We start from the raw sequence: 6,212 nt of genomic DNA on the forward strand, positions 1-6,212 counted from the left end.
CCGCCCTCACCCCCTCTTGTCGTTGCGACGGAACGGATCATCCCGATGACTGCTGAGCCCACTTCCGCGACCCCCGCCGAGACCACGGACAAGCCGTCGGTCCTGTTCGTGTGCGTGCACAACGCCGGGCGCTCCCAGATGGCCGCCGCCTACCTGACCCACCTCTCCGCAGGGCGCATCGAGGTGCGCTCGGCCGGCTCCGCCCCGGCGGACGCCGTGAACCCGGCCGCCGTGGAGGCGATGGCCGAGGAGGGCATCGACATGAGCGCCGAGACCCCCAAGGTCCTCACCGACGAGGCCGTGCAGGACTCCGACGTGGTCATCACCATGGGCTGCGGCGACGCGTGCCCGTTCTACCCGGGCAAGCGGTACGAGGACTGGGCGCTGGAGGACCCGGCCGGCAAGGGCGTGGATTCCGTGCGCCCGATCCGCGACGACATCAGGGACCGGATCCAGCAGCTGATCTCCGAGCTGCTGCCCGGCGGCACCACCGGGTGAGGGGCCGGTCGAGGGGGACGGGACGTGGTCAGGCGCGGTCCCAGCCCTCGAGCCGGGGCAGCTGGGCGCGCGCCTCGTCGTGCGTCATCCCGGCCGCCTCGAGCAGGTCCACGACCATCGGGCGCATGTCCAGCACCAGGGTCTCGCCCTCCATGGTGCGCACCCCCATCTGCCCGGGGTGCAGGCGCCCGGCCACGTTCGCCAGCTCGTTGCGGGCCTGGCGCAGATAGCTCTCCCGGGACCCGGGGGAGGCCACCGCGAGCGCGTTGCCCAGGGTGACGACGGCGTCCGCGAGGTCCTCGAGGGCGTCGCTCATCGCGGCCACGGCCTCGTCCGAGAGCGTCACGTGGTTGAGCACGGAGGCCAGGCGGCGCGCGAGGACCCGGGCGTTGCGCACGGCGAGGTCCAGGTAGCGGATGGAGTGGGCGATCCCCTCGATCTCCGCGCGGCGGCCGCGGTACAGCGGGGAGGCCGTGGCGATCTCGAGGGCGGACTTCAGCCCGGACGTCACCGAGTCCACCAGCGGCTGGGTCTGCCGGGCACGCACCAGGGCGTGCCAGGCGGCGGTGGCGTCGTAGTCCTCCATGGCCCGGCTCGCCTCCCGGAGCACCCCGGAGAACTCGTCGACGAGCGCCCGCAGGCCCTGGCGCGGCTGGCTCCGCGGGTCCGTGGGCACGAAGTAGGCCATGGCCAGGGCGCACAGCCCGCCCACCACCGCGTCCGTGGAACGGGCGAAGACCCCGTCCTGGGACGGCGGCAGCAGGACCACGAGCACGGACTGCAGTCCCATCTGGGTGGTGAACAGCGTGCCGTTGTCCAGGAAGCGGGCGAGCAGGATCGAGGTCATGAGGACCACGCCCGCCTGCCACACGCCCGTGCCCAGGACGTGGATCAGCGTGTCGCCCACGGCGATGCCGAGGGTGCAGCCGATCGAGACCTCGAGGACCCGCCGGTAGCGGAGCCCGTCCTTCGCGAAGCCCAGGGCCACGAGGGCGGCGGTGGCCGCGAAGATGGGCCCCGAGTGGCCCAGCAGCTGCTCGGCGATCACGTAGGCGCCGACGCTGGCGACCGTGATCTGGAAGCTCTGGATCATGCCCGTCCGGACCCGGGTGAGACCGATCCGGGTGCGGCTGCGCACCGCGCGGGCCGCGGCTCGCGCACGGTTGCCTGGCTGCATGGGGCCATCCTAGGCGAGCTGCGGGAGGCCTCCGGCGTGCGGGCCGGAGCCCCGGGCCGGGCCGGGGAACGGGCGGGCGCGGTGTGAGAAGTGCAACTCCGGCACGGCTGCGGCGGGCGGTGTTCACCCTCCGTTCACCTTCACGGGTCAATCTGGCCACCTGCGCTCCCTAGCGTCTCTCGATGAGAGGTCCGCGGGTCGACCGCAGATCCACCTCTTGCGCCGGCCCGGAGCTCGGCCGGCGCCACCTCGAACGACGGCCCCTCGACGGGGCACCACCGTGATCTGAAGGGGCTATCAAGTGAAGGTTTCCCACCTCGGCCGTTCTGCAGCCGTTCTCGCCATCGGCTCGCTCGCACTCACCGCGTGCGGTTCCGACAACGCCACGGGGGAGGGATCCGGTTCCGCCGAGACCTCCGCCGCCGGCGCCGGAGTCTCCGGCACGCTGACCGGCACGGGCTCGTCCGCCCAGAACGCCGCGATGACCGCGTGGCAGAACGGCTTCCAGGAGACCAACCCCGAGGCCACGGTGCAGTACTCCCCGGACGGCTCCGGCGCCGGCCGCGAGGCCTTCGTCGCCGGCGGCACGGACTTCGCCGGTTCCGACGCGTACCTCGACGACGAGGAGTACGAGGCGTCCAAGGAGATCTGCGGCCCCGACGGCGGCTTCCACGTCCCGGCCTACATCTCCCCGATCGCGGTGGCCTTCAACCTGCCCGGCGTCGACACCGTGAACATGGACGGCGAGACCATCGCCCAGGTCTTCACCGGCGAGATCACCCGGTGGAACGACCCGGCGATCGCCGAGCAGAACCCCGAGGCGGACCTGCCCGAGACCCCGATCACCGTGGTGCACCGCAACGACGAGTCCGGCACCACCGAGAACTTCCAGGAGTACCTGGCCGCGGCCGCCCCCGGGGTGTGGACCGAGGAGGTCTCCGGCAACTGGCCGTCCCAGTGGGCCGCGGAGAACAACAAGGGCACCGCCGGCGTGGTCCAGTCCACCAACGCCACCGAGGGCGCCATCACCTACGCGGACGCCTCCGCCGTGGGCGACCTCGGCACCGTGGCCGTGGGCGTCGGCGAGGAGTACGTGGAGTACTCCCCGGAGGCCGCCTCCGCCGCCGTCGAGAACTCCGCCCCGGTCGAGGGCCGCGCCGAGTACGACATGGCGATGGACCTGGAGCGCGACACCACCGAGTCCGGGACCTACCCGATCGTGCTCGTGTCCTACGAGATCTTCTGCCCGCAGTACGATTCCCAGGAGACCGCTGATCTCGCCAAGGCGTTCGGCGAGTACGTCATCAGCGAGGAGGGGCAGCAGGCGGCGGCCGAGGCCGCCGGTTCCGCTCCCATGTCCGAGAACCTGCGCACCGCCGCGCAGGAGGCGATCGACCAGATCACGGTCGCCGGCTGATCCAGTTCCGCTGGTCCCGTTCGGCGCGGGCCCGGGCACTTCCGCCCGTGCCCGCGCCGAACGGGACATTCGTGTGTGGGGCGACCTCCCCGTGAGGCGCGTCACCGGACCCACGCGCCGGGGCACCACCCCGTCCCGGCGCCATCCGTGTCAGGCAATCGAAGGGGCACCCGACATGTCCACCACCGTCACCACCAGGAAGACCGCCGCCGGCGGCAAGGCGGGCGACTCGATCTTCTCCGGGCTCAGCCTCGGGGCCGGCGTGCTGATCCTCGCCGTCCTGGCGGCCGTGGCGCTGTTCCTGTTCCTGCAGGCGCTGCCCACCTTCCAGGCCCCGGCCGAGGAGATCTCCGGCGGGGCCGGCTTCTGGTCCTACATCTGGCCGATGGTCATCGGCACGGTCATCGCGGCCGTGATCGCCCTGGTGATCGCCACCCCGATCGGCGTGCTGGTGGCCCTGTACATCTCCCACTACGCCCCGGCACGGATCGCCAAGCCCGTGGGCTACGTCATCGACCTGCTGGCGGCGATCCCGTCGGTGATCTACGGAGCCTGGGGCACCACGGTCCTGGCCTCCTCCGTGGTGCCCTTCTACGACTGGCTGTCGACCAACCTCGGGTTCGTGCCGATCTTCGGCGGCCCGGCGTCCCAGACCGGCAAGACCATGCTCACGGCCGGGATCGTGCTGGCCATCATGATCCTGCCGATCATCACCGCGATGTCCCGGGAGCTGTTCGTGCAGACCCCGAAGCTCCACGAGGAGGCCGCGCTGGCCCTCGGCGCCACCCGGTGGGAGATGATCCGGATGACGGTGCTGCCCTTCGCCCGCCCGGGCATCGTCTCCGCGGTGATGCTCGCCCTCGGCCGCGCGCTGGGTGAGACCATGGCGGTGGCCCTGGTGCTCTCGAGCGGCCCGCTCACCTCGTCGCTCGTGCAGTCGGGCAACCAGACCATCGCGGCGGAGATCGCCCTCAACTTCCCGGAGGCCTACGGCCTGCGTCTGTCCGAGCTCATCGCCGCGGGCCTGATCCTCTTCGTCATCACCCTGGTCGTGAACATGATCGCCCGCGCCATCGTCGCCCGCTACAAGGAATTCTCGGGAGCCAACTGATGTCCTCCACCGCCTTCCGCAGTCCCACGCCCGTGCGTCCCTCCTCGCCCCGCCGGTCGATGCTCACCCGCAACCAGAAGCCGGCGTGGCTGGTGCCCGTGATCGGCGCCGGCGCCGTCGTGGTGGGGGCCGCCCTCGCGGCCCTCCTGGGCTTCTCCACGGCCCTCTGGGCCGTCCTCGCCGCCGCGGTCTTCCTGGTCGCCGCGCCGGTCGTCGTCTCGGTGATCGAGGGCGGGCGCAAGGGCGCGGACTCCCTGATGACCTACCTCGTCTACACGGCGTTCGTCCTGGCGGTGATCCCGCTGATCTCCGTGGTCTGGACGGTGCTCGCCAACGGGCTCCCCGGACTGACCTCCAACCTGCTGCTGACGTCCATGAACGGTGTCACCGGCGCCACGGACAACGCCGCGGCCGCGGGGGACGGCCCGGTGCTGGGCGGCGCGTACCACGCGATCGTGGGCACCGTGTCCATCACCTTCTGGGCCACCCTCCTGTCGGTCCCCATCGGCCTGCTGACGGCCATCTACCTCGTGGAGTACTCGCGGGGCGGCTGGCTGGGGCGCGGCATCACGTTCTTCGTGGACGTCATGACGGGCATCCCCTCCATCGTGGCGGGCCTGTTCGCCGCGGCCCTCTTCGGCCTGCTGTTCGGCCCGTCCACCCGCTTCGGCTTCGTGGCGGCGGTCGCGCTGACCGTGCTGATGATCCCCACGGTCGTGAAGAACACCGAGGAGATGCTGAAGATCGTCCCCAACGAGCTGCGCGAGGCCGCCTACGCCCTGGGCGTGCGCAAGTGGCGGACGATCCTCAAGGTGGTGATCCCCACCGCGATCTCCGGCATCGCCTCCGGCGTGACCCTGGCGATCGCCCGCGTGATCGGGGAGACCGCCCCGCTGCTCGTGACCGCCGGCTTCGCGACCGCCATCAACTGGAACTCGTTCTCCGGGTGGATGACCACGCTACCCACGTTCATCTACTACCAGATCATGACGCCCACGTCCCCGACGAGCCCCGACCCCTCGCAGCAGCGCGCGTGGGCCGCGGCGCTGCTGCTGATCCTGATCGTGATGCTGCTCAACCTCGTCGCCCGGCTGGTCGCGAGGGCGTTCGCCCCCAAGGCAGCCGGCCGCTGACGCGCGCCGCACCCCGCTCCCGCACGCACCTCCCGCACGCACCCCTGCGAGAAAGAAGCAAGGAACACACATGTCCAAGCGAATCGACGTCGACCACCTCAATGTCTACTACGGCGACTTCCTGGCCGTCGAGGACGTCAGCATGGGGATCGACGCCCGGTCGGTGACCGCGTTCATCGGCCCGTCCGGCTGCGGCAAGTCGACCTTCCTGCGCACCCTCAACCGCATGCACGAGGTCATTCCCGGCGCCCGCGCCGAGGGCCAGGTGCTCCTCGACGGGGAGGACCTCTACGGCCCCGGCGTGGACCCCGTGGTGGTGCGCTCCATGATCGGGATGGTCTTCCAGCGCCCCAACCCGTTCCCCACCATGTCCATCCGCGACAACGTGCTCGCGGGGGTGAAGCTCAACAGCAAGCGGATCTCGCGCGGTGACGCCGACGATCTCACGGAGGGCTCGCTCCGAGGGGCGAACCTCTGGAACGAGGTCAAGGACCGCCTCGACAAGCCGGGCTCGAGCCTCTCCGGCGGCCAGCAGCAGCGCCTGTGCATCGCCCGGGCGATCGCGGTGAAGCCCGAGGTGATCCTCATGGACGAGCCGGCCTCCGCCCTCGACCCGATCTCCACGCTGGCGATCGAGGACCTGATCAACGAGCTCAAGCAGGACTACACCGTGGTGATCGTGACCCACAACATGCAGCAGGCCGCGCGCATCTCGGACCGGACCGCGTTCTTCAACATCCAGGGCACCGGCAAGCCGGGCAAGCTCATCGAGTACGGCCCCACCTCGGAGATCTTCAGCAACCCCCGGGAGAAGCAGACGGAGGACTACGTCTCCGGCCGCTTCGGCTGAGCCGGCCCGCACACGACGACGGGCGC

At 70.9% G+C, this 6,212-nt stretch carries 6 protein-coding genes; 5 read left to right on the plus strand and 1 reads right to left on the minus strand.

What is annotated here, in order from left to right; translation table 11 throughout:
- Positions 1 to 45: 45 nt before the first annotated feature.
- Positions 46 to 498, plus strand: coding sequence for an arsenate reductase ArsC (locus ACYVM4_RS01360; protein ID WP_368820861.1), 453 nt, complete (start codon positions 46 to 48; stop codon positions 496 to 498).
- Between the two features lie 28 nt (positions 499 to 526).
- On the opposite strand, the gene ACYVM4_RS01365 is transcribed toward ACYVM4_RS01360, so the two are convergent.
- Positions 527 to 1,675: an FUSC family protein gene (locus tag ACYVM4_RS01365; protein ID WP_460667411.1), complete on the minus strand. Its 1,149-nt coding sequence runs from the start codon at positions 1,673 to 1,675 to the stop codon at positions 527 to 529.
- 301 nt (positions 1,676 to 1,976) lie between these two features.
- Here ACYVM4_RS01365 and pstS point away from each other — a divergent pair, with 301 nt between their 5' ends.
- The 4 genes from pstS to pstB all read left to right on the plus strand — a co-directional run bounded on the left by pstS (position 1,977) and on the right by pstB (position 6,186).
- Positions 1,977 to 3,092 (plus strand): phosphate ABC transporter substrate-binding protein PstS, encoded by a 1,116-nt coding sequence (pstS, locus tag ACYVM4_RS01370; protein ID WP_460667412.1) that lies wholly within the window; start codon positions 1,977 to 1,979, stop codon positions 3,090 to 3,092.
- Positions 3,093 to 3,267: 175 nt separating this feature from the next.
- A complete protein-coding gene (gene pstC, locus ACYVM4_RS01375; protein WP_368820858.1) occupies positions 3,268 to 4,203 on the plus strand; it encodes a phosphate ABC transporter permease subunit PstC in 936 nt (311 codons plus the stop codon).
- Positions 4,203 to 5,336: a phosphate ABC transporter permease PstA gene (gene pstA, locus ACYVM4_RS01380; RefSeq protein WP_368820857.1), complete on the plus strand. Its 1,134-nt coding sequence runs from the start codon at positions 4,203 to 4,205 to the stop codon at positions 5,334 to 5,336. The genes pstC and pstA overlap by 1 nt, the downstream gene beginning before the upstream one ends.
- A gap of 70 nt (positions 5,337 to 5,406) precedes the next feature.
- Entirely contained in the window at positions 5,407 to 6,186 is a 780-nt protein-coding gene (pstB, locus tag ACYVM4_RS01385; protein WP_368820856.1) for a phosphate ABC transporter ATP-binding protein PstB, read from the plus strand.
- The last annotated feature ends 26 nt before the right edge of the window (positions 6,187 to 6,212 follow it).

It is taken from the genome of Kocuria himachalensis (assembly GCF_054784195.1).